At 61.8% G+C, this 23,542-nt stretch carries 29 protein-coding genes; 11 read left to right on the top strand and 18 right to left on the bottom strand.

Annotation, left to right across the window (positions count from 1 at the left end; all coding sequences use genetic code 11):
- Positions 1-433: 433 nt before the first annotated feature.
- The 4 genes from ftsY to rpoH all read left to right on the top strand — a co-directional run bounded on the left by ftsY (position 434) and on the right by rpoH (position 4,484).
- The gene (ftsY, locus tag BFQ01_RS00685; RefSeq protein WP_065923858.1) at positions 434-1,813 is read left to right on the top strand and encodes a signal recognition particle-docking protein FtsY; all 1,380 of its coding nucleotides are present in this window, start codon (positions 434-436) and stop codon (positions 1,811-1,813) included.
- Positions 1,810-2,481, top strand: a complete 672-nt coding sequence (ftsE, locus tag BFQ01_RS00680; RefSeq protein WP_003213784.1) for a cell division ATP-binding protein FtsE — start codon at positions 1,810-1,812, stop codon at positions 2,479-2,481. Before ftsY ends, ftsE begins: the two co-directional genes overlap by 4 nt.
- On the top strand, positions 2,478-3,500 hold the full coding sequence (gene ftsX, locus BFQ01_RS00675) for a permease-like cell division protein FtsX (protein ID WP_065923857.1): 1,023 nt from the start codon (positions 2,478-2,480) through the stop codon (positions 3,498-3,500). Before ftsE ends, ftsX begins: the two co-directional genes overlap by 4 nt.
- 129 nt (positions 3,501-3,629) lie before the next feature.
- Positions 3,630-4,484 carry an RNA polymerase sigma factor RpoH gene (gene rpoH, locus BFQ01_RS00670; RefSeq protein ID WP_003176698.1) on the top strand — a complete coding sequence of 285 codons (855 nt, stop codon included), beginning with the start codon at positions 3,630-3,632 and terminating at the stop codon, positions 4,482-4,484.
- A gap of 46 nt (positions 4,485-4,530) precedes the next feature.
- On the opposite strand, the gene mtgA is transcribed toward rpoH, so the two are convergent.
- Positions 4,531-5,253, bottom strand: a complete 723-nt coding sequence (gene mtgA, locus BFQ01_RS00665) for a monofunctional biosynthetic peptidoglycan transglycosylase (protein WP_065923856.1) — start codon at positions 5,251-5,253, stop codon at positions 4,531-4,533.
- A gap of 74 nt (positions 5,254-5,327) precedes the next feature.
- On the opposite strand from mtgA, the gene BFQ01_RS00660 reads away from it, so the two are divergent.
- From BFQ01_RS00660 to trmB, 4 genes are all read left to right on the top strand, one after another.
- On the top strand, positions 5,328-5,702 hold the full coding sequence (locus tag BFQ01_RS00660) for a DUF423 domain-containing protein (RefSeq protein WP_065923855.1): 375 nt from the start codon (positions 5,328-5,330) through the stop codon (positions 5,700-5,702).
- A 79-nt stretch (positions 5,703-5,781) separates the two neighbouring features.
- Entirely contained in the window at positions 5,782-5,982 is a 201-nt protein-coding gene (gene thiS / locus BFQ01_RS00655; protein ID WP_049711100.1) for a sulfur carrier protein ThiS, read from the top strand.
- A 60-nt stretch (positions 5,983-6,042) separates the two neighbouring features.
- Complete coding sequence (locus BFQ01_RS00650; protein ID WP_065923854.1) at positions 6,043-6,837, top strand: thiazole synthase; 795 nt, start codon at positions 6,043-6,045, stop codon at positions 6,835-6,837.
- Positions 6,838-6,846: 9 nt separating this feature from the next.
- Positions 6,847-7,572, top strand: coding sequence for a tRNA (guanosine(46)-N7)-methyltransferase TrmB (gene trmB, locus BFQ01_RS00645; protein WP_065923853.1), 726 nt, complete (start codon positions 6,847-6,849; stop codon positions 7,570-7,572).
- A gap of 139 nt (positions 7,573-7,711) precedes the next feature.
- Here the strand turns inward: trmB and BFQ01_RS00640 are convergent, their stop codons facing one another.
- From BFQ01_RS00640 to BFQ01_RS00600, 9 genes are all read right to left on the bottom strand, one after another.
- Positions 7,712-8,035 carry a DUF3392 domain-containing protein gene (locus tag BFQ01_RS00640; protein WP_010207241.1) on the bottom strand — a complete coding sequence of 108 codons (324 nt, stop codon included), beginning with the start codon at positions 8,033-8,035 and terminating at the stop codon, positions 7,712-7,714.
- A gap of 18 nt (positions 8,036-8,053) precedes the next feature.
- Positions 8,054-9,256: a radical SAM family heme chaperone HemW gene (gene hemW, locus BFQ01_RS00635; RefSeq protein WP_065923852.1), complete on the bottom strand. Its 1,203-nt coding sequence runs from the start codon at positions 9,254-9,256 to the stop codon at positions 8,054-8,056.
- Positions 9,253-9,849, bottom strand: a complete 597-nt coding sequence (rdgB, locus tag BFQ01_RS00630; protein ID WP_027606096.1) for an RdgB/HAM1 family non-canonical purine NTP pyrophosphatase — start codon at positions 9,847-9,849, stop codon at positions 9,253-9,255. The genes hemW and rdgB overlap by 4 nt, the downstream gene beginning before the upstream one ends.
- Entirely contained in the window at positions 9,846-10,280 is a 435-nt protein-coding gene (locus BFQ01_RS00625) for a DUF4426 domain-containing protein (RefSeq protein WP_027606095.1), read from the bottom strand. The genes rdgB and BFQ01_RS00625 overlap by 4 nt, the downstream gene beginning before the upstream one ends.
- Positions 10,281-10,301: 21 nt before the next feature.
- Entirely contained in the window at positions 10,302-10,922 is a 621-nt protein-coding gene (gene metW, locus BFQ01_RS00620; RefSeq protein WP_017735309.1) for a methionine biosynthesis protein MetW, read from the bottom strand.
- 7 nt (positions 10,923-10,929) lie between these two features.
- On the bottom strand, positions 10,930-12,069 hold the full coding sequence (locus BFQ01_RS00615; protein WP_027606094.1) for a homoserine O-succinyltransferase MetX: 1,140 nt from the start codon (positions 12,067-12,069) through the stop codon (positions 10,930-10,932).
- A gap of 126 nt (positions 12,070-12,195) precedes the next feature.
- Positions 12,196-12,783 (bottom strand): YggT family protein, encoded by a 588-nt coding sequence (locus BFQ01_RS00610; RefSeq protein WP_065923851.1) that lies wholly within the window; start codon positions 12,781-12,783, stop codon positions 12,196-12,198.
- A 25-nt stretch (positions 12,784-12,808) separates the two neighbouring features.
- Positions 12,809-13,627, bottom strand: a complete 819-nt coding sequence (gene proC, locus BFQ01_RS00605; RefSeq protein ID WP_027606092.1) for a pyrroline-5-carboxylate reductase — start codon at positions 13,625-13,627, stop codon at positions 12,809-12,811.
- A 33-nt stretch (positions 13,628-13,660) separates the two neighbouring features.
- Positions 13,661-14,347: a YggS family pyridoxal phosphate-dependent enzyme gene (locus BFQ01_RS00600; RefSeq protein ID WP_065923850.1), complete on the bottom strand. Its 687-nt coding sequence runs from the start codon at positions 14,345-14,347 to the stop codon at positions 13,661-13,663.
- Positions 14,348-14,404: 57 nt separating this feature from the next.
- Here BFQ01_RS00600 and BFQ01_RS00595 point away from each other — a divergent pair, with 57 nt between their 5' ends.
- Positions 14,405-15,439 carry a type IV pilus twitching motility protein PilT gene (locus BFQ01_RS00595; protein ID WP_065923849.1) on the top strand — a complete coding sequence of 345 codons (1,035 nt, stop codon included), beginning with the start codon at positions 14,405-14,407 and terminating at the stop codon, positions 15,437-15,439.
- A 78-nt stretch (positions 15,440-15,517) separates the two neighbouring features.
- Here the strand turns inward: BFQ01_RS00595 and BFQ01_RS00590 are convergent, their stop codons facing one another.
- Complete coding sequence (locus BFQ01_RS00590; RefSeq protein WP_027606089.1) at positions 15,518-16,153, bottom strand: C40 family peptidase; 636 nt, start codon at positions 16,151-16,153, stop codon at positions 15,518-15,520.
- 250 nt (positions 16,154-16,403) lie between these two features.
- On the opposite strand from BFQ01_RS00590, the gene BFQ01_RS00585 reads away from it, so the two are divergent.
- Positions 16,404-16,832 (top strand): NINE protein, encoded by a 429-nt coding sequence (locus tag BFQ01_RS00585; protein ID WP_027606088.1) that lies wholly within the window; start codon positions 16,404-16,406, stop codon positions 16,830-16,832.
- Positions 16,833-16,958: 126 nt separating this feature from the next.
- On the opposite strand, the gene BFQ01_RS00580 is transcribed toward BFQ01_RS00585, so the two are convergent.
- From BFQ01_RS00580 to gshB, 7 genes are all read right to left on the bottom strand, one after another.
- Positions 16,959-18,230 carry a dihydroorotase gene (locus BFQ01_RS00580; protein WP_065923848.1) on the bottom strand — a complete coding sequence of 424 codons (1,272 nt, stop codon included), beginning with the start codon at positions 18,228-18,230 and terminating at the stop codon, positions 16,959-16,961.
- The gene (locus tag BFQ01_RS00575) at positions 18,227-19,231 is read right to left on the bottom strand and encodes an aspartate carbamoyltransferase catalytic subunit (protein WP_027606086.1); all 1,005 of its coding nucleotides are present in this window, start codon (positions 19,229-19,231) and stop codon (positions 18,227-18,229) included. Before BFQ01_RS00575 ends, BFQ01_RS00580 begins: the two co-directional genes overlap by 4 nt.
- Positions 19,232-19,255: 24 nt before the next feature.
- Positions 19,256-19,762 carry a bifunctional pyr operon transcriptional regulator/uracil phosphoribosyltransferase PyrR gene (gene pyrR, locus BFQ01_RS00570; RefSeq protein WP_065923847.1) on the bottom strand — a complete coding sequence of 169 codons (507 nt, stop codon included), beginning with the start codon at positions 19,760-19,762 and terminating at the stop codon, positions 19,256-19,258.
- A gap of 83 nt (positions 19,763-19,845) precedes the next feature.
- A complete protein-coding gene (gene ruvX / locus BFQ01_RS00565) occupies positions 19,846-20,283 on the bottom strand; it encodes a Holliday junction resolvase RuvX (RefSeq protein WP_005792259.1) in 438 nt (145 codons plus the stop codon).
- Positions 20,283-20,852, bottom strand: a complete 570-nt coding sequence (locus BFQ01_RS00560; RefSeq protein ID WP_027606084.1) for a YqgE/AlgH family protein — start codon at positions 20,850-20,852, stop codon at positions 20,283-20,285. Before BFQ01_RS00560 ends, ruvX begins: the two co-directional genes overlap by 1 nt.
- 88 nt (positions 20,853-20,940) lie before the next feature.
- Positions 20,941-21,846, bottom strand: a complete 906-nt coding sequence (locus tag BFQ01_RS00555; RefSeq protein ID WP_065923846.1) for an energy transducer TonB — start codon at positions 21,844-21,846, stop codon at positions 20,941-20,943.
- A 77-nt stretch (positions 21,847-21,923) separates the two neighbouring features.
- The gene (gene gshB / locus BFQ01_RS00550) at positions 21,924-22,877 is read right to left on the bottom strand and encodes a glutathione synthase (RefSeq protein WP_065923845.1); all 954 of its coding nucleotides are present in this window, start codon (positions 22,875-22,877) and stop codon (positions 21,924-21,926) included.
- A 240-nt stretch (positions 22,878-23,117) separates the two neighbouring features.
- Between gshB and pilG the strand changes: the two genes are divergently transcribed.
- Positions 23,118-23,525 (top strand): twitching motility response regulator PilG, encoded by a 408-nt coding sequence (gene pilG, locus BFQ01_RS00545; RefSeq protein ID WP_027606081.1) that lies wholly within the window; start codon positions 23,118-23,120, stop codon positions 23,523-23,525.
- The last annotated feature ends 17 nt before the right edge of the window (positions 23,526-23,542 follow it).

Raw genomic sequence — 23,542 nt, 5'->3', positions numbered from 1 at the left:
GTCATTCATCATTACCAGTGCCGCGCCGGAGCCTGCTAGTGTGCAGGGCAAGGCGCGAGGAGCGCAGTTTGGTTTTTCCAAATAAGCTCCGAGTAACGCAGCCCTGCACACTAGCAGGCCCGGCCCTTCGGGTTGTGCCTAAAAGTCAGCCAGGCTGCGTTGCAGGCCTTGGCAAGGAAAAGACATTCCCAGCGGCCTGCGCCTTGCCTGGCTGGCTTTTAGGCGACAACGCGGCACTGGTAATGATGAATGACACGCCCTAGGATACTGATCCGACCTAGGGACGGCCACTATGGCTGTCTTGTTAAGGCCCTATTTAGGCCTTACAAAATGTTGCGCATGAACGAGCTGGCTAAAAAACAGTCTGTTACGCATCGAATTTTATTTACCGATGTGCCCCTTGGCGCGTCGCTACCTTGAGATAGCCGTCTCCATGTTTGGTTCCAACGACGACAAGAAGACCCCAGCTGCGGCTGGCGAGAAGAAAGGCCTGTTCGGATGGCTGCGCAAAAAGCCGCAGGAAACCGTCGCTGAACAGCCACAGGTTCAAGCTGAGCCGATCCCCGAGCCTATAGTAGAAGCCGAGCCCGTTGCCGAAGCGCCGGCGCCGGTGGTGTTGCCGATGGCTGAGCCGGTGTTGCAGCCGGTGGCCGAGGTGGAGCCTGAGCCCGAACACAAGCCGTGGCCTGAGCTGCCGGTGCCCGAAGAGGCTGTGGCGCTGGTTGAAGATGTGCAGGCCGAGCATGTGGTGCCGCCGATTCCGGTGACCGTTGAGCCGCAGCCGGTCGTTGTCGAAGCGCCCGCCCCCGTGCCTGCGCTAGTGGAGCCGGTGGTTGCCGCTCCCGCCGTCATCGAACCGCCCGTCGCCTCCACCGAAACCAGCAAGACCGGCTTCTTCGCCCGCCTCAAGCAAGGCCTGAGCAAGACCAGCGCCAGCATCGGCGAAGGCATGGCCAGCCTGTTCCTCGGCAAGAAAGTCATCGACGATGAGCTGCTGGAAGACATCGAAACCCGCCTGCTGACCGCTGACGTTGGCGTCGAAGCCACCGCTGTGATCATCCAGAGCCTGACTCAGAAAGTCGCACGCAAGCAGCTGACCGATGCCGACGCCCTCTACAAATCCTTGCAGGCCGAGCTGGCTGCGATGCTCAAACCCGTGGAAGCACCGTTGGTGATCACCCCGAACAAGCCGTTCGTGATCCTGGTCGTGGGTGTCAACGGCGCCGGCAAGACCACCACCATCGGCAAACTGGCCAAGAAGCTGCAGTCGGAAGGCAAGAAAGTCATGCTCGCCGCCGGTGACACCTTCCGCGCCGCTGCCGTCGAGCAATTGCAGGTCTGGGGGGAGCGCAACAAGATCCCGGTCATCGCCCAGCACACCGGTGCCGATTCCGCCTCGGTGATCTTCGACGCCGTGCAAGCCGCCAAGGCTCGTAACATCGACGTGCTGATCGCGGATACCGCCGGTCGCCTGCACACCAAAGACAACCTGATGGAAGAGCTGAAGAAAGTCCGCCGCGTGATCGGCAAGCTCGACGCAGACGCCCCGCACGAGGTGTTGCTGGTGCTGGACGCCGGTACCGGCCAGAACGCTATCAGCCAGGCCAAGCAATTCAACCAGACGGTCCAACTGACCGGCCTGGCCTTGACTAAGCTCGACGGCACGGCCAAGGGTGGCGTGATCTTCGCCCTGGCCAAGCAGTTCGGGTTGCCGATTCGTTATATCGGCGTCGGTGAAGGCATCGACGACCTGCGCACCTTTGAAGCCGAACCCTTTGTCCAGGCACTGTTTGCCGAGCGGGAGCGTTCATGATTCGATTCGAACAGGTCGGTAAACGCTATGCCAACGGGCATGTGGGCTTGCATGAGCTGAGCTTTCGAGTGCGTCGCGGCGAGTTCTTGTTTGTCACCGGTCACTCGGGGGCCGGCAAGAGTACGCTGTTGCGCCTGCTGCTGGCCATGGAACGCCCGACCACGGGCAAGTTGCTGCTGGCGGGCCAGGACCTGGCCACCATCAGCAATGCGCAGATCCCGTTCCTGCGCCGCCAGATCGGCGTGGTGTTCCAGAACCACCAGTTGCTGTTCGATCGCACGGTGTTCAACAACATTGCCCTGCCGTTGCAAATTCTTGGACTGTCCAAGGCCGAAATCGTCAAGCGCGTGGATTCGGCTCTGGAGCGCGTGGCGCTGTCGGACAAGACCGACCTCTACCCCGGCGACCTGTCCACCGGCCAGCAACAGCGCGTCGGCATTGCCCGCGCCATCGTCCATCGCCCGGCCTTGCTGCTGGCGGACGAACCCACCGGTAACCTCGACCCGCGCCTGGCGGCCGAGATCATGGGCGTATTCGAAGACATCAACCGTCTGGGCACCAGCGTACTGATCGCCAGCCATGACCTGGCGCTGATCGCCCGCATGCGCCATCGCATGCTGACCCTGCAACGCGGTCGCCTGATCGGTGACGGGGAGGCTGGCGTATGAGTGCAACACGTAGCCCCAAGGTTTCCGAGCGCGTGGCGCCGAAACCGGCCGATCCGCAGCCGAAAAAGAAAAAACACGACGACGATGACGGCCCGGACTTCAGTACCCTGCTGCGCGCCTGGATCGAAAGCCATCGCGCCAGCCTGCTGGACAGCCTGCGTCGCCTGGGCAAGCAGCCGATCGGCAGCTTTTTTACCTGCCTGGTGATGGCCGTGGCCCTGAGCCTGCCGATGGGCTTGTCGCTGCTGCTTAATAATGTCGAGCGCCTGGGCGGTTCCTGGCAGCGTGCGGCACAGATTTCCCTGTACCTGAACCTGGATGCCAGCACCAAGGAAGGCGAAGCACTACGGGACGATATCAAGAACATGCCGGGCGTCGCGGACGCCGAGTACGTCAGCCGCGACCAGGCCCTTGAGGAGTTCCAGCAACAGTCCGGCCTGGGCGAGGCGCTGAAAGAGCTGCCGCAGAACCCGCTGCCGGGCGTGGTGCTGGTGACGCCGAATGAAGTCGACAAGGCGGGCCTTGAAGCCCTGCGACAAAAACTCGCAGAGATGCCGAAGGTGCAGCAGGCGCAACTTGATCTAGTCTGGGTGGAGCGCCTGGCGGCGATCCTCAAGCTGGGCGACCGCTTTGTATTCGGCCTGACGGTGCTGTTGGTGTCTGCATTACTTTTGGTGATAGGTAATACCATTCGTCTTCATATTGAAAACCGTCGCACCGAGATAGAAGTGATTAAACTGGTCGGCGGCACGGACAGCTATGTGCGTCGGCCTTTTCTGTACATGGGCGCGCTTTATGGCCTGGGTGCGGGGATTTTGTCCTGGGGCGTGCTGGCATTCGGCCTGAACTGGCTGAACGACGCGGTTGTCGGGCTTGCCGGCTTGTACGGCAGCGATTTTGCCCTGGCCGGGGTGCCGGTTGCCGATGGTCTGTCGCTCTTGCTTGGCGCGGTATTGTTGGGTTATATCGGTGCCTGGATTGCGGTCGCACGGCATTTACGCGAGCTGGCCCCGAAGTAGTTAATGTCAGGGTAATGTGGTTTCGTTTGTATTGACCGTATCAGTGGTTTAGGGAACTTGTCCTACGGTTCCCGGTCAATTTTCGCAGTGCTGAACTGCACGAGTTATGTGAGTCGGAGGTTTTTTCGTATGACCACTTCTTTGCAACCTGCTTATGCCTTGGTCCCGGGTGCGAACCTGGAAGCCTATGTGCACACGGTCAACAGCATTCCATTGCTGACGCCCGAGCAGGAGCGTGAACTGGCCGAGAGTCTCTACTATGAGCAGGATTTGGGGGCGGCTCGGCAGATGGTGCTCGCCCACCTGCGTTTTGTCGTACATATCGCCCGTAGCTATAGCGGCTACGGCCTGGCCCAGGCTGACCTGATCCAGGAAGGCAACGTCGGCCTGATGAAGGCTGTAAAGCGCTTCAACCCTGAGATGGGCGTGCGCCTGGTGTCGTTTGCCGTGCACTGGATCAAGGCGGAAATCCACGAGTTCATCCTGCGCAACTGGCGCATCGTGAAAGTCGCGACCACCAAGGCCCAGCGCAAGCTGTTCTTCAACCTGCGCAGCCAGAAAAAACGCCTGGCGTGGCTGAACAACGAGGAAGTCCACCGCGTGGCCGAAAGCCTCGGCGTGGAGCCCCGTGAAGTGCGCGAGATGGAAAGCCGCCTGACCGGCCATGACATGGCCTTCGACCCGGCCGCCGAAGCGGACGACGACAGCGCTTTCCAATCGCCGGCCAATTACCTGGAAGACCACCGGTACGACCCGGCGCGTCAACTGGAAGACGCCGACTGGAGCGACAACTCCAACCACAACCTGCACGAAGCGCTGGAAGTGCTGGACGACCGCAGCCGTGACATCCTCTACCAGCGCTGGCTGGCGGAAGAAAAAGCCACGCTGCACGACCTGGCGCAGAAGTACAACGTGTCGGCCGAGCGCATTCGCCAGCTTGAGAAAAGCGCGATGAACAAGCTGAAGTTGTCGATCGCCGCCTGAACATGTGGGAGGGGTTAAGCCCCTCCCACATTTGTTTTGTGTTGTATCAGTCGGACCAAGGCGCTTTGCGGGAATTGTTCAGTTCCACCAGGTAACCCTCTCCGCCCAGCTGGCTCATCTGCTGGCGAATCCAGGCTGCCCGTCGCGCCACATACGCGGTCGGATGGCTGGCACTCCACACCCGTGGATTAGGCAACACCGCCGCCAGGTAGCTGGCCTGCTGCCGTGATAACCCCTTGGCACTTACGCCAAAGTGATGTCGCGCCGCCGCTTGCGCGCCAAACACGCCTTCATCCCATTCCACGCTGTTGAGGTACACCTCAAGAATCCGCTGCTTGGGCCACAACACCTCGATCAGCCCGGTAAACCAGGCTTCCAGGCCTTTGCGCAAATAACTGCGACCCGCCCACAGGAACAGGTTTTTCGACACCTGCTGGCTCAGCGTGCTCGCGCCCCGGATCGAACCGCCGCGCTCGTTGTGCAGGAGCGCTGCCTGGATCGCGCCGAAATCAAAGCCCCAATGCTGCGGGAAGCGTTGGTCTTCACCGGCCATCACCGCCACTTTCAGGTCGTCGGAGAGCTCGTCCCACGGCACCCAGGTGCGTTGCAGGTCAATGGGTTCGCCGTCGAACCAGGATTCGACCTTTCGCTCCACCATCAGCGCGGTGAAGGGCGGCGGGACGACACGGAACAGCAGCACCAGCAGAACACTGCCGATGGCAAACCATTTCACGACGTTGAGAAGGCGTTTGAAGAGGACACGCAGCATAGAGATGGCTTGGCCGAACCCGTTGAGCGGGCCATTATACAGACCCTGTCCAATGAGTCTGACTGGAGTTCCTCATGCTGCGTAGCTTTCTGATGCTGGCTGCCTTTTTCGGCTTCACCGGTGTCGCCCTCGGTGCGTTCGCCGCCCATGGCCTGAAAAGCCGCCTCAGCGCCGAGTACCTGGCGATCTTTCACACCGGCGTGACTTATCAGTTGGTGCACACCCTGGCGCTGTTCGGCGTGGCGTTGCTGGCCGCGCACCTGCCGGGCCGGCTGGTAACGTGGGCTGGCATCTCGTTCGTAGTCGGGATCCTGTTGTTCTCCGGCAGCTTGTATGTGCTGACCATGACCGGCATCAGCAAGCTCGGCATCATCACGCCGTTCGGGGGCCTGGCCTTCCTGTCTGGCTGGTTCCTGTTGGGGCTGGCAGCATGGCGCTTGCAACTGTGACCGCTTGACGCTTGAAGCTGACCTTCAGGTCCCAATCGCGCTAGAATGCTGGCCCCTAAAAACGATGGCGGCCCCTGGCATGCGCATTCAGTTGAACGGCGAATCCCTTGAACTGCCCGACGGTGAAACCGTTGCGGCCCTGCTGACCCGCCTGGACCTGACCGGGCGTCGCGTCGCAGTGGAACTCAACCTGGATATCGTCCCGCGTAGCCAGCACGCCGAGACCACGCTCACCGAGGGTGACCAGGTCGAGGTGGTCCACGCCATCGGCGGCGGCTAGTCCCGCGCGTTTATGTAGCCCCGGATTCTGCAGAACCTCACCCCATTTCGAGGATTTCCCATGAGCATCGTTCGTAGCGACAAGCCCTTCGTCCTGGCCGGTCGTACCTACCAGTCCCGTCTGCTGGTCGGCACCGGCAAGTACCGCGACATGGAAGAAACCCGCCAGGCCATCGAAGCCTCGGGCGCCGAGATCGTGACCTTCGCCGTGCGCCGCACCAACCTCGGCCAGATCGAGGGCGAGCCGAACCTGCTCGACGTGCTGTCGCCGGATCGCTACACCTTCCTGCCGAACACCGCCGGTTGCTACGACGCTATCGAAGCCGTGCGTACCTGCCGCCTGGCCCGTGAACTGCTCGACGGCCACAACCTGGTCAAGCTGGAAGTGCTGGCTGACCAGAAAACCCTGTTCCCCAACGTGATCGAAACCCTCAAGGCCGCAGAAACCCTGGTCAAGGAAGGTTTTGACGTGATGGTCTACACCAGCGATGACCCGATCATCGCCCGCCAACTGGCCGAAATCGGCTGTATCGCCGTGATGCCGCTGGCCGGCCTGATCGGTTCCGGGCTGGGTATCTGCAATCCGTACAACCTGCAGATAATCCTCGAAGAAGCCAAGATCCCGGTCTTGGTGGACGCCGGTGTCGGTACCGCCTCCGACGCCACCATCGCCATGGAACTGGGCTGTGACGCGGTGCTGATGAACTCGGCCATCGCCCACGCCCAGCACCCGGTGCTGATGGCCGAAGCCATGAAACACGCCATCGTCGCCGGCCGCCTGGCCTACCTTGCCGGGCGCATGCCAAAAAAACTCTACGCCAGCGCCTCTTCGCCGCTGGATGGTCTGATCAAGTAAGAGCCATTGATGACTGAATCAAACGAAACGCCGAACACCGTGGAAGAAGGCGACGAGTCCAAGCACCGCCGCATCAAGAGTTTTGTGATGCGCGCCGGCCGCATGACCGAGGGCCAGCAAAAGGGCCTGGAGCAAGGTACGCCGCTGTTCGTCCTGCCCCTGGCCGATGCGCCGGTGGACTATGACCAGGTGTTCGGCCGTTCGGCCCCGCGTTCCCTGGAAATCGGTTTCGGCATGGGCCACTCCCTGCTGGAAATGGCCGCGGCCTCGCCGGAACAGGATTTCATCGGTGTGGAAGTCCACCGCCCAGGTGTCGGTGCGCTGCTTAATGGCGTGCTGACACAAGGCCTGACCAACCTGCGGGTCTATGACTGCGACGCGATCGAAGTGCTCAACCGATGCATCGCCGACAACAGCCTCGACCGCCTGATGCTGTTCTTCCCCGACCCATGGCACAAGAGCCGTCACCACAAGCGCCGCATCGTCCAGGCCTCCTTCGCGGAACTGGTGCGCAGCAAGCTGAAAGTCGGCGGTGTCCTGCATATGGCTACCGACTGGGAACCCTATGCCGAATACATGCTGGAAGTGATGGACGTTGCCCCTGGCTACCGCAACCTGGCGCAAGACGGCAAATGCGTACCACGCCCGGCCGAACGCCCGATCACCAAGTTCGAGCGGCGTGGTGAGCGGCTGGGGCATGGGGTTTGGGATTTGAAGTTCGAGAAGCTGGCGTAACTCGCCACTGACTTGAAATGCAATTCAATGTGGGAGGGGGCTTGCCCCCGATAGCGGTGGATCAGTCACTTTGATGTCGACTGACCCTCAGCTATCGGGGCAAGCCCCCTCCCACAGTTGTTTTGTGTTGGATTTGAGGTCAGCGGCGATCGGCGACGACGCCAATCAACACCAGCACCACCACCAGCACCGGCGCCAGGCTGTAGTTATTGAACTGGCTCAATCCCCGCACAATCCACGGCGTCGCATAGATCAGCGCCGCACCGCTGCCGATCATGCACAGCAGGGCCATCAACGGTACGCGCAACGCGCCGGCAACGCTGCCCAGGCGTGCTTCGACCCAGCCCTTGATGTCGGCGCCAAACAGCACCAGCAAACAGCCCACAAGGGCCAGGGAGATTTCCGACAGGTTGCTGCGGCTCCAGCGGGATACCGTGGCGAGCAGGTCGAGTACCAGATCCATTCGATTTCCTTAGAGCGATCAGCTCAAAAACTTCTGCAACAGGTCATTGAGAAAGAGTTGCCCGCGATCGGTGGCCGCCAGGCGTGACGGTTCGACCTGCATTAAGCCACTTTGTTCTGCCTCGCGCCGCGCCTCGTCGAGGCTCGCCAGGTCGAGGCCGGTGCGTTCGGCGTAGAGCGTGGCGTCGACGCCCTCGGTGAGGCGCAGGGCGTTCATCAGGAACTCGAACGGCAACTCTTCGTTGGTCAGCTCCTTCGCCCCGGCCTGGAAGCTTTTGGCCGGGTTGAGGTAGTCCTTCGGCGCGCGGGTCTTCCAGGTGCGCACAATGCGCCCGTCCGGATGGCTGAGCTTGCCGTGGGCCCCGGCGCCGATGCCGATAAAGTCGCCGAAGCTCCAGTAGTTGAGATTATGTCGCGCCGGGCGCCCGGGCTGGGCGTAGGCCGACACTTCGTATTGTGCGTAACCGTGTTCGGCCAGCAGCGCCTGGCCGGCTTCCTGGATGTCCCACAGGGTGTCGTCTTCCGGCAGCGCGGGCGGCTGGTTCCAGAACACGGTGTTGGGTTCCAGGGTCAACTGGTACCAGGACAGGTGTGTGGGTTTGAGCGCGATGGCCTGGCGCAGGTCGCTCAACGCATCGTCCAGGGACTGGTCGGGCAGGCCGTGCATCAGGTCCAGGTTGAAGTTGTCGAACCCGGCCTGGCGCGCCATCCCGGCGGCGCGTACGGCTTCGTCGCCGTTGTGGATGCGGCCCAGGGCCTCAAGCTTTGCCTGCTGGAAGCTCTGGATGCCGATGGACAGCCGGTTGATCCCCAGCGCGCGGTAGGCGACGAACTTCTCTTGCTCGAACGTGCCGGGGTTGGCTTCCAGGGTGATCTCGATGTCGCCGGCAAACGGGATGCGTGCTTCCACGCCTTTGAGCAATCGGCCCAGCGCCGCAGCGCTGAACAGGCTTGGCGTGCCGCCGCCGAAGAAGATCGAACTCAGTTCGCGCCCATACACCGCGTGCATGTCCTGATCGAGGTCGGCCAGCAAGGCGTCCACATACTCTTCTTCCGGCAGCACCTTGCTGGCGGTGTGGGAGTTGAAGTCGCAGTAAGGGCATTTGCGCACGCACCACGGGATGTGGATGTACAGCGCCAGGGGCGGCAGCACCGGCAGCGCCGCCCGAGGTGTTTGCGCGCCACCGTGGATCAGCGGCTGCGCGGAGGTGTTCCGGGTCATTTCAAGCCCAGGCGCTGGCGCAGCAAATCCATTGCGCGGGCACGGTGGCTGATCTGGTTCTTGTCGGCCGGGCTCAATTCGGCACTGGAGACATTGCGCTCCGGCACCCAGAACAGCGGGTCATAGCCAAAACCGTGCTCACCGCTGGCCGCGTGCAGGATGCGCCCGTGCCACAGGCCTTCGCAGAGGATCGGCAGCGGGTCATCGGCATGCCGTACCAAGGCCAGCACACAGACGAACTGCGCGCCGCGCATCGCGTCCGGCACGTCCTTGAGCGCGTCCAGCAGCTTGGCGTTGTTGGCCGCATCGCCCTTGCCATCGGCATAACGCGCCGAGTAGATACCCGGCGCGCCGCCGAGGAAGTCCACCGCCAGGCCAGAGTCGTCCGCCAGCGCCGGAAGGCCCGAGATGCGTGCGGCATTGCGCGCCTTGAGGATGGCGTTCTCGACGAACGACAGGCCGGTCTCTTCCGGCTCCACCTGGCTGAACTCGCCGATGGAGCGCAGCTGCACGGATTCGCCGAGCATGGCCTGGAGTTCTTTGAGCTTGCCGGCGTTATGGCTGGCCAATACGAGTTGAGTAAGGTTCATCATTCCGCCGGAAACAGTTCCTGGTTGAATTGGAAGCTATGGGCTTTGCCGCCGGTTTCCACATTGATGGTAAACGTCTTGTATTCCCGCTGCGTCACGGAGTACGGCGCGAGGTAATTGATCCCGCCTTTCTCGTCGATTTGCTTGAACGTCAGGATCTCGCTCTTGCCGCCCAGGTCCTTGATGGTGCCTGTCACTTGCGCTGCCACCGGGGTTACGCCCTTGATCACGGTCACATTGATCAAGCCCTTCTCCTTGCTGCGCACCACGCCGACTTTCTGGGCGGTTTCCGGCTGCAGGAAGCTGGAGGTGAAGGTGTTGTAATGAACGGTGATATCACCGAAGTCTTTCTTGCGATTAGCGTCGATAGTGTCCGCCGCCATGGCGCTGGCGCCCAGGCATGCAGTCAGTAGAAAAATAGCCAAGCGACTCATGATCGTCCCTCTTGAAAATGATTAGACGGCAATCTTGTGATCCGTCAGGCCAGGGCTGCTGACCCGATAGATACCAATTTCGCCCAACAGATTGGGCCATAGCTTGCTTGCCCAGCCGTGACGATGCTGTTGATCGACGGCCAGGCGGTTGATCACCTTGGCTTCACGCTCGCCACACAGGGCTTCGAAGTCTTCGAAGGTGCAGAAGTGGATGTTCGGCGTGTTGTACCAGGTGTACGGCAGGAAATCCGAGACCGGCATGCGGCCCTTGGTCGCCAGGTACCAGCGGCAGCGCCAGTGCCCGAAGTTGGGGAAGGTGATAATGCACTGGCGACCCACGCGCAGCATTTCGTCGAGGATGCGGTCCGGGTAGTGCACCGCTTGCAGGGCCTGGGTCATCACCACGATATCGAAGCTGTTGCTGGCGAAGTTGCCCAGGCCCTTGTCCAGGTCCTGCTCGATCACGTTGATGCCCTTGGCCACGCACTGGGCGATGTTGTCCGGGTCGTTTTCCAGGCCGTAGCCGGTGACTTGCTTGTTGTCGCGCAGCCAGCTCAGCAGTTCGCCATCGCCGCAGCCCAGGTCGAGCACGCGGCTGCCGGCGGGGATCCAGTCTTGGATGATGTCCAGGTCGGCTCTCATGGCGTTCTCACAAAGTAATGCGGTTCATGTAGTTGCTGAAAGCCTGGAGGTAGCGCGGGATCGGAATCAGGAAGGCGTCATGGCCTTGCGGTGCATCGATCTCCAGGTAGCAGACGTCTTTCTTGGCCGCCATCAGCGCATCCACCAGCTCTCGGGAGCGGGCCGGCGAGAAGCGCCAGTCGGTGGTAAACGACATGACGCAGAACTTGGCCGTGGCGCCCTCGAAGGTTTTCGCCAGGTCATCGTCGTGGTTGGCTGCCGGGTCGAAGTAGTCCAGGGCCTTGGTCATCAGCAGGTAGGTGTTGGCGTCGAAACGCCCGGAGAACTCCTCGCCCTGATAACGCAGGTAGCTTTCCACCTGGAACTCGACGCTGTGGAAGTCGTAGTTGAGCTTCTCGCTCTTGAGGCCACGGCCGAATTTCTCGCCCATGGAGTCATCGGACAGGTAGGTGATGTGCCCGACCATTCGCGCCAGCATCAAGCCGCGCTTGGGGATCACACCGGCTTCCTGGAACGAACCGCCGTGGAACTCGGGATCGGTGAGGATGGCCTGGCGCGCCACTTCGTTGAAGGCGATGTTCTGCGCCGACAATTTGGGCGCCGAGGCGATGGCCAGGCAATGGCGCACGCGATCCGGATACGTGATGGTCCATTGCAGGGCCTGCATGCCGCCCAGGCTGCCGCCGATCACCGCGGCCCATTGCCGGATACCCAGCAGGTCGGCGAGGCGCGCCTGGCTGTGCACCCAGTCTTCCACAGTGAGTACGGGGAAGTCGGCGCCGAACGGCCTGCCGGTTTCCGGGTTGAGGCTGCTGGGGCCGGTGGAGCCATTGCAGCCGCCGAGGTTGTTCAGGCTGACGACAAAGAACTTGTTGGTGTCGATGGGCTTGCCGGGGCCGATGCAACTGTCCCACCAGCCAGGCTTGCGCTCGTCAACGCTGTGGAAACCAGCGGCGTGATGATGACCGGAGAGGGCGTGGCAGATCAGCACGGCATTGCTCGCCGTGGCGTTCAGTTGGCCGTAGGTTTCATAAATCAGGTCATAGGCAGGCAGCGAACGACCACAGGCCAGGGCCAGTGGTTCGCTGAAGTGCGCCACTTGGGGCACGACCAGTCCAACAGAATCGGGGGGGAAGGCAGTTGGCATCGACCCTGCTCTCGTTTAAATGAGGCGTAAGTCTAAAGACCGATGCACCCAGCGGCAAGCAAAGGCCAAATGTGGGAGGGAGCAAGTCGAATCGTCGCCCCGCCCCTCCTGCATTTGCTCCGCCTGTCAGATCAGTCCGAACAGTTCCTTGGGCATGTTCGCGAAGTCAGCCAGGTACGGGATGCCCCAGCCTTGTATCAGTTGGATCGCGATAAACGCGAAGATCGGCGAAATATCCAGGCCGCCCAGGTTGGGCACCCAGCGGCGGAACGGCGCGAGCACCGGCTCGGTGATCTGAGACACCAGCTCGGCACCTGGGCTGCGGCTACCCGGCGCGACCCAGGACAGGATCACGCTGATGATCATCGACCAGAAGATGATCTTCAAAAACAACGAGAAGATCCCGATCAGTGCCCATGGCAACAGCAGCACGGTGTAAGGCAGGTAGCCCTTGAGCATCAAGACCAGCACGAACAGCAGGATCTGCAGCAGCAGCGCCAGCACCAGCGACGACATGTCCAGGCCGAACATGCTCGGGACCACTCGACGCAGGGGCTTGAGCAGCGGTTGGGTGGCCTTCACCACGAATTGGCACAGCGGGTTGTAGAAGTTCGCCCGCACCAGTTGCAGGATAAAACGCATCAGCACGATCAGCAGGTACAGGCTGCCCAAGGTCTGGATGATGAAGATGACGGCGTCATTGAGTCCAAGCATCATTTATTCCTTTGTAGGGGGACGACTATTTGCCCAGCTGCTCGGCCATTTCAGCCGAACGATGTGCTGCGGCACCCAGTGCTTTTTCCACCAGGGCTTCAAAGCCCCCGGCCTGGAACGATTCGATGGCAGCCTGCGTGGTGCCGCCGGGGGAGGTGACGCGACGGCGCAACTCGGCAGCGTCCACTTCACTGGAGACAGCCATTTTCGCGGCGCCCAGGGCGGTTTGCTCGGCCAGTTGCTCGGCGACTTGCTGTGGCAGGCCCAGTTTCACGCCGGCGGCGGTCATGGCCTCGATCAGCAGGAAGAAGTAAGCCGGGCCGCTGCCCGACACGGCGGTGACCGCGTCCAGTTGCTGCTCCTGTTCCAGCCACAGGGCGATGCCCACGGCGGACAGCAGTTCCTGGGCCTGGTCACGTTGCTCGGCGGTCACCTCGTGGGTGGCGTACAAACCGCTCACACCCTGGCGCAGCAGCGCCGGGGTGTTGGGCATGCAACGCACGATCGGTTGCGCGCCGAGCCAGTTGTTCATGCTGGCGCAGGTGATACCGGCGGCGATCGACACCACCAGTTGGTGTGGCTGAAGGCTTGGGCGCAGGCTTTCGCACACGGCCTTCATGGCCTGTGGCTTGACCGCCAGCACGATCACATCGACACCTTGGATGGCTTCGGCGTTATCGGCGAAGGTTTCGATACCGTGCTCGGCGCTGACGCGGGCACGGGTCTCGGCGCCCGGATCGCTGGCGCGGATCTGCGCCGCTTCCAGGCCCTTGGCCCGCAGGCCGCCGATCAGGCTGGCCGCCATGTTGCCGGCGCCGATAAAGGCAATACGCGTGTTGCTCATGACAGGTCCTTACTTAGATGGATGTCAGCCATTTCATGGCTGGCCGTAGTCGCGGGCGCCAAACAGGGCGGTACCGATCCGCACCCAGGTGGCGCCTTGGGCGATGGCCGACTCAAGGTCGTGGCTCATGCCCATGGAAAGTGTGTCGAGCGGCAGGTTCAGGTTGTTTTGCAGGTCGCGCACGCTGGAAAACGCGGCGTCTTGTTCGGCCCGATCGTCCGTCGGCTCGGGAATCGCCATCAAGCCCCGCAGCTTCAAGCGCGGCAGGGCGCTGATGGCGTTGGCCAGGGCCGGCAGGTCGGCGGGGGTGCAGCCGGACTTGCTGGCCTCGCCACTGACATTGACCTGGATGCAGATATTCAGCGCAGGCAGGTCCACCGGGCGTTGCTCGGACAGGCGTTGTGCAATTTTGAGACGGTCCACGGAATGCACCCAAGCGAAATTCTCGGCGATGGCGCGAGTCTTGTTCGATTGAATGGGGCCGATGAAGTGCCAACTCAAGGGCAGGTCGGTTAATTCGGCCTGCTTGCCCAGGGCCTCCTGCAGATAGTTTTCGCCAAAATCACGCATCCCGGCGGCATAGGCTTCACGCACGGCTTGGGCGGGTTTGGTCTTGCTCACGGCCAGCAGGTGGATGCTGTTTGCGTCACGTTGCACGGCGTCGGCTGCGGCGCGGATGCGCTGGCTAACCTGGCCGATGTTGTCTGCTATCGTCGACATTCAAGATGCGCCCGTGGATATGGAGTCCGCGGCATTCTACTGGAAATGGAAAGCCCTATGGATATCACTGAATTACTGCAGGCCGGCGTGCGTCGCGGCGCTTCCGACCTGCATCTGTCGGCCGGTATGGCGCCTATGCTGCGTATTGATGGTGAGGTCTGGCCGTTGGATTGGCCGGTGCTTTCACCCCCGCAAGTAGCGGATTTATTGAGCCCGTTGCTCAACCGCTACCAACAAAAGGATTTCGAAACATCTCTTGAAACGGATTTTGCCTTCGAGTTGCCGGGCGTGGCGCGGTTCCGGGCGAACGTATTCCAGCAGGATCGCGGCATGGGCGCGGTGTTTCGCACCATCCCGGCCGAGGTCCAGAGCCTGGAAAACCTCGGCCTGGGGGAAGTGTTCCAGCGTATCGCCCAGCTTGCGCGCGGCCTGGTGCTGGTGACGGGCCCCACCGGCTCCGGCAAGTCCACTACCCTGGCGGCGATGATCGATTACCTCAACCAGCATCGGCGCCAGCACATCCTCACGCTGGAAGACCCCATCGAGTTTATCCACACGCCGAAAACCGCCCTGATCAACCAGCGCCAGGTGCATCGAGATACCCATAGTTTCTCGCTGGCCTTGCGTTCGGCGCTGCGCGAAGACCCCGACGTGATCCTGGTGGGCGAACTGCGCGACCTGGAAACCATCCGCCTGGCCCTGACGGCGGCTGAGACCGGGCATCTGGTATTTGGCACCCTGCACACCACCTCGGCGGCAAAGACCGTGGACAGGCTGGTGGACGTGTTCCCGGCGGGGGAAAAGGCCATGGTCCGCTCGATGCTGTCGGAGTCGTTGCAGGCGGTGGTGTCCCAGGTGCTGGTCAAGAAGGTTGGCGGCGGGCGGGTGGCGGCCCATGAAATCATGCTGGGCACGCCGGCTATTCGTAACTTGATCCGCGAAGACAAGGTGGCGCAGATGGTCTCGGCGATTCAGACCGGCGGCGCGTTGGGCATGAAGACGTTGGATATGAGCTTGAAGGCGTTGGTCACGGAAGGCGTGATCAGCCGGGAAGAGGCGCGGGAGAAGGCGAGGGTGCCTGGGGATATCTGAGGGGTGTGGACGACACACATCAAATGTGGGAGGGGGCTTGCTCCCCTCCCACATGTACTACTGCATTCCAGCTTCAGATCAGCGTTGTACTACCCGCAAGGTATTCTGCTCTTTCGGCAGAACCCGCTTGGCAATCACGTAGTTCTTGTCCCAGAACGGCTTTTTCAGCGTGTCGATGCTGACCGACTTGCCACGGCGCGGTGCGTGGATGAAGCGGTCGTTGCCCAGGTAGATGGCTACGTGGTTCACCTGGCGGCTCTTCAGTTTGAAGAACAACAGGTCACCCGGTTTCAGGTCCTTGCGCTCAACCTTCTGCCCATGACCGGCGGCCATGGCGTTGGAGGTGCGCGGCAGATCCACGGCCGCTACGTCGTTAAACGCATATTTCACCAGGCCGCTGCAGTCGAACCCTTTACTTGGGCTGCTGCCGCCCCAACGATAAGGAGTACCGAGCACGTTTACGGCGCGGCTGAGGACGGTGCTGCTTTGCCTGGTGTTGACTGCCATCAGGCCTGGAACTGCTTTACCGTGGGCCTTGCTCAGTTGAGTCGGGCGGCTGACGGTCGGCTTTGCCGATTTGGCAGTGCTGGGCGCGCTGTGGACTTTAGGGGTGAAACCGTTGACGTTCGGAAGTCGTTGCTCACGATTGGTGGCGTGGGCGGCCAGTGGCATTAATAGGCAAATGGTTAGCCATGTCTTTAAAAATGGTCGCATTAGGCGTGGCTCTTATGGGTTTGCGCGCAACTTTATAACAGCTTTTTGTGTCGTTCTCAGGCCGTTTGTCGACTGAACCTTGCGGTCAAACTCAGGAAAAACGCGACGATTCGCCGCGATTGTCCTACACAAGTCAGGTGGCATAAGGCTTTCAGGGGAGGGAAGATACCATTTGCCGTACGTCGGGCGCCTGTAAAAAAGTCACAAAGAAAGTGAAAAAATTTATCTATCGAAGCAAAAGAGGTACTCCATGAACACCTATCAACAGGTTGGTCCGCAGCAAGACACCCACAGCAAGGTGATCGGTTACCTGCTCTGGATTTTCGGGTTTACCGGGGCCCATCGTTTCTATTACGGCAAACCGGTCACTGGAACGATCTGGTTTTTCACCCTCGGCTTGCTGGGGATCGGCTGGCTGATCGACCTGTTCCTGATTCCGGCCATGGACCGTGAAGCGGACCTGCGTTTTACCGCTGGGCCTATCGAATACAACGTGGCGTGGATTCTGTTGGCGTTTCTGGGGGTGTTCGGCGTGCACCGCATGTACCAGGGCAAATGGATCACCGGCCTGATCTACCTGCTGACCGGCGGCTTGTTCCTGGTGGGAGTGCTGTATGACTTCTGGACCTTGAATACCCAGGTTTCGATCCGCAATGCCGAGCGCAACGGCGGCCGGTAGATCATAAATAACCTGTAGGAGCGAGCTTGCTCGCGAAGAACGTTAACGATAACGCAGCGCTATCAGGTAGCCCGCATTGTCTATTCGTTCTTCGCGAGCAAGCTCGCTCCTACAGGTTTTAGTGGCTCAAGCCTGATAGCTGATGCGCCCGTCCACCAAGGTGTAGCGCACGCTCGCCGGCAGGCTATGGCCGATGAACGGGCAGTTTTCACCCTTAGACAGCCAGTGCTCGCCCGCAACCGTGGAGCCGGCCGGATCAAACAGCACTAGATCTGCCGCCGCCCCCACCGCCAGCTTGCCCGCCGGCAGGCGCAAGGCCTCGGCCGGGCCTGCGCTCAGGCGCGCCAGCAGTGTCGGCAGGTCCAGCAAACCGTCTTCCACCAACGTCATCGCCAGCGGCAGCAACAGCTCCACGCTGCTGATGCCCGGCTCCGTCGCGCCGAACGGCGCCAGCTTGGCATCGCGCTCATGGGGCTGGTGGTGGCTGGAAATCGCCGAGATCACCCCCGATTTCACTGCCGCACGCAAACCGTCACGATCGGCCAGTGTGCGCAGCGGCGGTTGCACGTGGTAAAGGCTGGAGAAGTCGATCAGCGCCTCATCCGTCAGCAGCAACTGATACAACGCCACGTCTGCCGTCACCGGCAGGCCACGGGCCTGGGCCTGGGCGATCAGGGCCACGCCCCGGGCGCTGGTCAGTTGGCTGAAGTGCGCACGCACGCCGCTTTGTTCCACCAGCAGCAGGTCACGGGCCAGGGCTACGGTTTCAGCGGTTTCCGGAATGCCCGGCAAGCCGAGGAAGCTGGCGACCGCACCTTCATGGGCCAGGCCGCCTTCGGCCAGGTCGCGGTCCTGGGAGTGGAAGATCACCGTCAAGTCGAAGGTGGCCGCGTATTCCAGGGCGCGGCACAGGGTGCGGGTGCTGCGGAAACTCTCCAGGCCGTTGCCGAACGCCACGCAACCGGCATCGCGCAGGGCGATCAGTTCGGCGAGTTGTTCGCCTTCCAGGCCTTTGCTCAGGGCGCCGATGGGGAACACTTTGCAATTGCCGGCCTCACGGGCACGGTCGAGGATCAGCTCGGTCACGGCCGACGTGTCGAGCACCGGCTTGGTGTGCGGTGGGCAGCACAGGCTGGTGACGCCACCGGCTGCGGCCGCGCGGGTCTCGCTGGTGATATTGCCTTTGCGGCTGAAGCCCGGCTCGCGCAGGGCGACGTTCAGGTCCACCAGGCCGGGCGCGGCCACCAGGCCTTTGGCATCGATGGTCTCGCTGGGGCTGAAAGCACCGGGCGCGGCGCCGATGGCGATGATCCGGCCGGCCTCCAGGTGCAGATCGGTAACCTGATCCAGGCCGCTGGCCGGATCGATGACTCGGGCGCCGAGAATGCTGAGCTTCACTGGGCCTTCTCCTGCTCGAATTGACGTTGCGCGGTTTGCCCGCTCATGGCCATGGACAACACCGCCATGCGCACGGCGATGCCATACGTGACCTGGTTGAGAATCACCGACTGGCTGCCGTCGGCCACCGCCGACTCAATCTCCACGCCTCGGTTGATCGGCCCCGGGTGCATCACGATGGCGTCCGGCTTGGCGCCGGCCAGGCGTGCGGTGGTCAGGCCGAACAGGCGGTAGAACTCGCCTTCGCTCGGCAGCAGGCCACCCGACATGCGTTCGCGTTGCAGGCGCAGCATGATTACCACGTCCACATCCTTGAGGCCTTCGGTCATGTCGGTGTAGACCTTCACGCCGTATTGCTCGATGCCGATGGGCAAGAGGGTTTTCGGTGCGATCACGCGGATGTCCGGGCAACCCAGGGTTTTCAGGGCCAGCATGTTCGAGCGTGCCACCCGTGAGTGCAGGATGTCGCCGACGATGGCCACCGAGAGGTTTTCGAAGCTGCCCTTGTGCCGACGTATGGTGAGCATGTCGAGCATGCCCTGGGTCGGGTGGGCGTGACGGCCGTCGCCGCCGTTGATGATCGCCACCTGCGGGCACACGTGCTCGGCAATGAAGTGGGCGGCACCGGAGTCGCCGTGGCGCACCACGAACATGTCGGCGGCCATCGCTTCCAGGTTGCGCAGGGTGTCGAGCAGGGTCTCGCCCTTGCTCGCCGACGAGGTGGACACGTTCAGCGTGATCACGTCGGCCGACAGCCGTTGGGCCGCCAGTTCAAAGGTGGTCCGTGTACGGGTGGAGTTCTCGAAGAACACGTTGCAGATGGTCTTGCCGCGCAGCAACGGGACTTTCTTCACCGCCCGGCCGCCAACCTCGAGGAACGAGTCGGCGGTGTCGAGGATTTCGGTGAGCAGTTCGCGGGGCAAACCGTCGAGGGACAAGAAGTGTTGCAACTGGCCCTGAGCATTGAGCTGCAGCGGGCGCTTGGCATCTAGAGGCGTCATCGCGGGGACTCTTTACAAGGCGGTTTAAAGGGCAAGGTCTTGCAGTTCGAGTTCGAGCGGCGTGGGACCGGACAATTTTACTCGCTGGCTGGCCTCAAGGGACAGCGTGGCGCCAACCACGTCCGGGCTGATGGGCAGTTCGCCTGCGTCCAGGTCCAGCAGGCAGACCAGGGTGATGCTGGCCGGGCGCCCGTAATCGAACAATTCATTCATGGCGGCGCGGATGGTACGGCCGCTCATCAGCACATCGTCGATCAGCACCAGGTGCTGGCCTTCAATCTCGAACGGCAGGGCAGACGGGCGCACTTGCGGGTGCAGGCCGTTCTGGCTGAAGTCGTCGCGGTAGAAGGACACGTCCAGGGTACCCAAGGGTGAGTCGCTGCCCAGTTCGTCCAGCAACGCTTGGGCGACCCACACACCGCCGGTGCGAATACCGATAAAGCGCGGTTCGCTGATGCCACGGTGTTCCAGGTGCGTCTTGAGGCTAACCGCCATCTGGCGGATCAGTTCGGCGGGGTTTGGCAGGCTCATGGTGGCTCCTTCAAGGCCTTGCGCGGCGGAGGCGACGACAAGGTCCGGGCTCAAACGTAAGAAGACGCGGCAAGCCGCGTCAGTCAGGATTCAAATAAAGCAGTGTTTTCGTCCAGCCAGCCCTGTAACAACAAGGCGGCGGCGATGGCGTCCACCGGGTTATCGCGGTAGCTGCCTTTCTGGCCGCCACGGTCGCGGCGTTCGCCCTTGGCTTCAAAGGTGGTCAGGCGTTCATCGTGGGTATAGAAGGGCAGGTTGTAGCGGCCGTTAAGACGGCGGGCGAACTTTTCGGCGCGCAGGCACATGTCGCTGGGGGTGCCGTCCATGTTCAGGGGCAGGCCGACCACTACGGCATCGGGCTTCCACTCTTTGATCAGGGCTTCGACCTGGTTCCAGTCCGGTATGCCGTTCTGGGCCTTGAGGGTGCACAGCTCGCGGGCCTGGCCGGTGATGACCTGGCCGACCGCTACGCCGATCTGCTTGGTGCCGTAGTCAAAGCCGAGGATCAAACGCAAGGCCATCAGGCGTGCCCCGCCTGGCTGGTCAGCAGGCTGAGGTTGACCCGCAGCTTGGCCGCGGCGGCTTCCAGGCGCAGTTCGCTTGCGGTGTTGAACAGGATGTCGGCATCGAACGGGCAGGTCAGCCAGGCATTGCTGGCCAGTTCGGCTTCCAGCTGCCCGGCTTCCCAGCCGGCGTAACCCAGGGTGATTACACTTTGCTCAGGGCCCACGCCGTCGGCGATGGCGAACAGCACGTCCTGGGAGGTGGACAGCGAGACTCCGTCCAGGTCCACCGTGGCCTGGAACTTCGGCCCGGTGGGGTGCAGCACAAAGCCGCGATCGGTCTGCACCGGCCCGCCGATGTAGATCGGCACGCCCTGGCAACGGGCCGGCGGGTCGACCTCCGGACGCAGCTGTTCAAGGATATCGGCCAGGTTCAGCGCCTGCGGGCGGTTCACCACCAACCCCATGGCACCATTGGCCGTGTGCTCGACGATGTAGGTCAAGGTCTGCGCAAAGTTCGGGTCGGCCATATGGGGCATGGCGATCAGGAATTGGTGCTTGAGGTAGGTCGGGCTGACATTTTTCATGTCCGCTAGTGTGGCGTTGGAGGGGCGAACTGACAAGCTGGACGTGACCCGAATACAGTGCTGTCGGCTTTTCTGTAGGACGGCGCGTTCAGTTGCTGGAAAGGCGATCACCCTTGGCAAACTTCCAGGTGCGGATGATTTCCAGGCGGTCCACATCGTTCAAGTCCCCGGTAAACGGGGCAAAGGGCGCGGCCAGGCGCACGATGCGTTGGGCCGCCTGGTCCAGCAGCGGCTGACCGGACGACTCCAGCACCTGCACTTCATATAAGGTGCCGTCGCGGTTGATCGACACCAAAAGACGCAAATTGCCGTAGATCTGCTGGCGCCGTGCCTCTTCCGGGTAGTTGAGGTTACCGATGCGCTCGACCTTCTTACGCCACTCGTCCTTATACCAGGCGCCCTTGTCGCGCATGGTCGAGGCGGCGTTCAGGCGGTAAATGCGTGGGCGCTTGGCGTAAAGCTGTTGTTCATGGGCCAGTTCGGCTTCCAGGCTGGAGATTTCGTCGGACAGTGTCGAGCTGTCGAACGTCGGTGCCGGCTTCACGGGCTCGGGTTGCGGCTCGGTCTTGGTTTTCTCGCGCTGGACCGGGGCTTTTTGCGGCTTGGGTGCGACGGTGGTCACCGTGGGCTTGGGCGTGGCCTGTTTGACTTCAGGCTTGGGCGCCGGCGGCGGTGTGACCTTATTGACCTTGTTGTCCTGGAAGGGCGCCACTTCGGTGGTCTTGGGGATCGCCTTCTTGTCCAGGGTGCCACTGCCCTGCTGGTTGTCCTGGGCGATAAAGTCCGCCTTCTCGGGCTTCTTTTCGCTCTTGAACGTGGCGAGAGTGATTTCCAGGGTCTTGGTGATCTGCTTGGGCTCGACCATGGTGAAACCCACGCCGAGGATCAAGGCCAGGTGAATCAATGCCGCAAGAAACAGGGTAAATCCGAGCCGATCAGCCGGGCGCACGCCGCTGTGGGAGAGTTCGGAGGGCAGATCGGACGGGAGTGTCATGACAAGAAAACCAACATCGCGCGTTTCACAGGTCGGGCATGATAGCGCAATGTTGGTGTGTGTCCGGCTGTTCTATATCACTTGGCCTGCAGCTTGCGTTCGATGGCGGCCATCAACATTTCGCCGATGTTCGTGCCAAATGCGTTGTCGATCTCGCGAATGCAGGTCGGGCTGGTGACATTGATTTCGGTGAGGTTTTCCCCAATTACGTCAAGGCCTACAAACAGCAAACCCTTTTCCCGCAGGGTCGGGCCAACTTGGCTGGCGATCCAGCGGTCTTTGTCGGACAACGGCCGCGCTTCGCCTCGACCGCCTGCCGCCAGGTTGCCACGGGTCTCGCCTGCCGCCGGAATACGCGCCAGGCAGTAATCCACCGGCTCGCCGTCGATCATCAGGATGCGTTTGTCGCCGTCCTTGATCGCCGGCAGGTAGGCCTGGCCCATGATTTGCTGGGTGCCCAGGGCGGTCAGGGTTTCGAGGATCACCGACAGGTTCGGGTCGCCGGCGCGGTGACGGAAGATCGAGGTGCCACCCATGCCGTCCAGCGGCTTGAGGATCACATCGCCATGCTTGGCGGCAAATTCACGCAGCACGTCGGCACGACGGCTGACCACGGTGGGCGGTGTGCACTGCGGGAACAACGTGGCGAACAGCTTTTCATTGCAGTCACGCAGGCTTTGCGGCTTGTTGACGATCAGCACGCCGGCACGTTCGGCCTGCTCCAGCAGGTAGGTGGAGTAGACGAACTCCATGTCGAACGGCGGGTCCTTGCGCATCAGGATCACGTCGAGGTCGCTCAGGGGGCTGTCGATTTCGTCCTGCAGTTCGAACCACTTCTCGGGGTTGGCAAACACCTGCAGCGGGCGCATGCGTGCACGGGCCTCGCCGTCGCCCTGGTAAAGGTCGCGCTGCTCCATATAGAACAGGCTCCAGCCGCGGGCCTGGGCAGCCAGCAGCATGGCCAGCGAGCTGTCCTTTTTATAGGAAATGCTGGCGATAGGGTCCATGACAATGCCGACGCGAACGCTCATGGGGGATTTCCTCTAGCAAAATTGGGGCGCATAAAAGTGGCGTCAGAGTGGCGCTGCGGCTGTTGTGGGTCAAGGAAAAACCACCGGGCGGGTGCCTCGATAGATTGCTCCCCGAGACTGTGCTAAAAAGACTGCCACGGCGCAGCAGCCCTTGAATTCCAAGGCCTGCGGCGCTCATCCTGTGCAACATCAGGCAGTACACACCGAAAACCGATTCGCTGTGGCGATGGTAGAGCAGATATGGAACAGCATTCCAACGCCTTGAGAGTGATGGTGATCGACGATTCGAAGACGATCCGCCGCACCGCCGAGACGCTGTTGAAGAACGTGGGCTGCGATGTCATCACGGCCATCGACGGTTTTGATGCCCTGGCCCGGATTGTGGATCATCACCCGCACATTATCTTTGTCGACATCATGATGCCGCGCCTGGATGGCTATCAGACCTGCGCCCTGGTGAAGAACAACCCGGTGTTCAAGTCGATCCCGGTGATCATGCTGTCTTCCAAGGACGGTCTGTTCGACAAGGCCAAGGGGCGCATCGTGGGTGTCGATCAGTTTTTGACCAAGCCTTTCAGCAAGGAAGAACTGCTGAGTGCGATCAAGGCCTATGTGCCCGGGTTCGCCGCAGTGGAACAAGCACACTGACGCCGCCTCACAAGGGC

Source organism: Pseudomonas sp. 8 R 14 (genome assembly GCF_900005955.1).
Lineage (GTDB): Bacteria > Pseudomonadota > Gammaproteobacteria > Pseudomonadales > Pseudomonadaceae > Aquipseudomonas > Aquipseudomonas marginalis.
The sequence above is the reverse complement of the archived record's forward strand: the minus strand, read 5'-3'. Positions and strand labels throughout refer to the sequence as shown.

Bases quoted from the DNA above. Each gene is read 5' to 3' on its own strand.
- ftsY (WP_065923858.1), top strand. From the start codon at position 434: ATGTTTGGTTCCAACGACGACAAGAAGACCCCAGCTGCGGCTGGCGAG.
- ftsE (WP_003213784.1), top strand. From the start codon at position 1,810: ATGATTCGATTCGAACAGGTCGGTAAACGCTATGCCAACGGGCATGTG.
- ftsX (WP_065923857.1), top strand. From the start codon at position 2,478: ATGAGTGCAACACGTAGCCCCAAGGTTTCCGAGCGCGTGGCGCCGAAA.
- rpoH (WP_003176698.1), top strand. From the start codon at position 3,630: ATGACCACTTCTTTGCAACCTGCTTATGCCTTGGTCCCGGGTGCGAAC.
- mtgA (WP_065923856.1), bottom strand. From the start codon at position 5,253: ATGCTGCGTGTCCTCTTCAAACGCCTTCTCAACGTCGTGAAATGGTTT.
- BFQ01_RS00660 (WP_065923855.1), top strand. From the start codon at position 5,328: ATGCTGCGTAGCTTTCTGATGCTGGCTGCCTTTTTCGGCTTCACCGGT.
- thiS (WP_049711100.1), top strand. From the start codon at position 5,782: ATGCGCATTCAGTTGAACGGCGAATCCCTTGAACTGCCCGACGGTGAA.
- BFQ01_RS00650 (WP_065923854.1), top strand. From the start codon at position 6,043: ATGAGCATCGTTCGTAGCGACAAGCCCTTCGTCCTGGCCGGTCGTACC.
- trmB (WP_065923853.1), top strand. From the start codon at position 6,847: ATGACTGAATCAAACGAAACGCCGAACACCGTGGAAGAAGGCGACGAG.
- BFQ01_RS00640 (WP_010207241.1), bottom strand. From the start codon at position 8,035: ATGGATCTGGTACTCGACCTGCTCGCCACGGTATCCCGCTGGAGCCGC.
- hemW (WP_065923852.1), bottom strand. From the start codon at position 9,256: ATGACCCGGAACACCTCCGCGCAGCCGCTGATCCACGGTGGCGCGCAA.
- rdgB (WP_027606096.1), bottom strand. From the start codon at position 9,849: ATGATGAACCTTACTCAACTCGTATTGGCCAGCCATAACGCCGGCAAG.
- BFQ01_RS00625 (WP_027606095.1), bottom strand. From the start codon at position 10,280: ATGAGTCGCTTGGCTATTTTTCTACTGACTGCATGCCTGGGCGCCAGC.
- metW (WP_017735309.1), bottom strand. From the start codon at position 10,922: ATGAGAGCCGACCTGGACATCATCCAAGACTGGATCCCCGCCGGCAGC.
- BFQ01_RS00615 (WP_027606094.1), bottom strand. From the start codon at position 12,069: ATGCCAACTGCCTTCCCCCCCGATTCTGTTGGACTGGTCGTGCCCCAA.
- BFQ01_RS00610 (WP_065923851.1), bottom strand. From the start codon at position 12,783: ATGCTTGGACTCAATGACGCCGTCATCTTCATCATCCAGACCTTGGGC.
- proC (WP_027606092.1), bottom strand. From the start codon at position 13,627: ATGAGCAACACGCGTATTGCCTTTATCGGCGCCGGCAACATGGCGGCC.
- BFQ01_RS00600 (WP_065923850.1), bottom strand. From the start codon at position 14,347: ATGTCGACGATAGCAGACAACATCGGCCAGGTTAGCCAGCGCATCCGC.
- BFQ01_RS00595 (WP_065923849.1), top strand. From the start codon at position 14,405: ATGGATATCACTGAATTACTGCAGGCCGGCGTGCGTCGCGGCGCTTCC.
- BFQ01_RS00590 (WP_027606089.1), bottom strand. From the start codon at position 16,153: ATGCGACCATTTTTAAAGACATGGCTAACCATTTGCCTATTAATGCCA.
- BFQ01_RS00585 (WP_027606088.1), top strand. From the start codon at position 16,404: ATGAACACCTATCAACAGGTTGGTCCGCAGCAAGACACCCACAGCAAG.
- BFQ01_RS00575 (WP_027606086.1), bottom strand. From the start codon at position 19,231: ATGACGCCTCTAGATGCCAAGCGCCCGCTGCAGCTCAATGCTCAGGGC.
- pyrR (WP_065923847.1), bottom strand. From the start codon at position 19,762: ATGAGCCTGCCAAACCCCGCCGAACTGATCCGCCAGATGGCGGTTAGC.
- ruvX (WP_005792259.1), bottom strand. From the start codon at position 20,283: ATGGCCTTGCGTTTGATCCTCGGCTTTGACTACGGCACCAAGCAGATC.
- BFQ01_RS00560 (WP_027606084.1), bottom strand. From the start codon at position 20,852: ATGAAAAATGTCAGCCCGACCTACCTCAAGCACCAATTCCTGATCGCC.
- BFQ01_RS00555 (WP_065923846.1), bottom strand. From the start codon at position 21,846: ATGACACTCCCGTCCGATCTGCCCTCCGAACTCTCCCACAGCGGCGTG.
- gshB (WP_065923845.1), bottom strand. From the start codon at position 22,877: ATGAGCGTTCGCGTCGGCATTGTCATGGACCCTATCGCCAGCATTTCC.
- pilG (WP_027606081.1), top strand. From the start codon at position 23,118: ATGGAACAGCATTCCAACGCCTTGAGAGTGATGGTGATCGACGATTCG.